Below are 744 nucleotides of genomic sequence, written 5' to 3'. Positions count from 1 at the left end.
AAACCAACACGGAGCTAGGTAAAAAAGCAGATAATGTAACGGTTTCGGCTTTAACCACACGAGTATCTACGGCAGAAGGTTCCATTACAACGCAAGCTGGCCAGATCAACTTAAAAGCTAATGCTAGTGATGTCTATACTAAAAGTCAGGTTGATACGTCACTAGGTGGCAAAGCTGATAATTCGACTGTTTCTGCCGTTACTACCCGTGTCACCACAGCAGAGCAGAATATTAGTGCTCTTGACGGCAAGATTGCCTTAAGAGTTACAAAGACTGAGTTTGATGCGTTGCAGATCGGCGGAAGGAATTTATTACGTGACTCTCACTTAGAAAAAGCAGGAAGTAATGAGTACCTAATGTATGCAGATTTATTATCTCTTTTTGATACTCACGGTATTGGGCAATTTACTTTTAGTTTTGATATGAAGGTTACAAAAGCTGGAAAAATAAACGTTTATACAGTAAATACTACCAATGATAAGCGAAAGTATACTTTTCCCGATAAGAATTTTGATGTAACAACAGAATATAAAAGGTATTCCATGACGGTGGATGTCTCTTTGTTAACACCAACTGGTATACAAACTAATTTAGCTTTTTATGGGACATATGGAACTGGTGTTTTCCCAACCGTAAAAAATGTCAAGATTGAAAAAGGTAACAAATCAACAGATTGGACACCTGCGCCAGAGGACGTATCTGCAGAAACAGCAAAAGCCGTGTTTGAAGCAAAGGCTGAGATAA

General features: G+C 38.7%; 1 pseudogene. It reads left to right on the top strand.

Annotated features, from left to right (window positions below):
- Positions 1–744, top strand: a pseudogene (locus G6554_RS25335) (hypothetical protein); the annotation flags it as partial.

This window comes from Bacillus sp. MM2020_4, from assembly GCF_011250555.1.
Lineage (GTDB): Bacteria > Bacillota > Bacilli > Bacillales > Cytobacillaceae > Neobacillus.
Note: the sequence above shows the minus strand (reverse complement) of the source record. Positions and strands in the feature narration are given on the sequence as shown.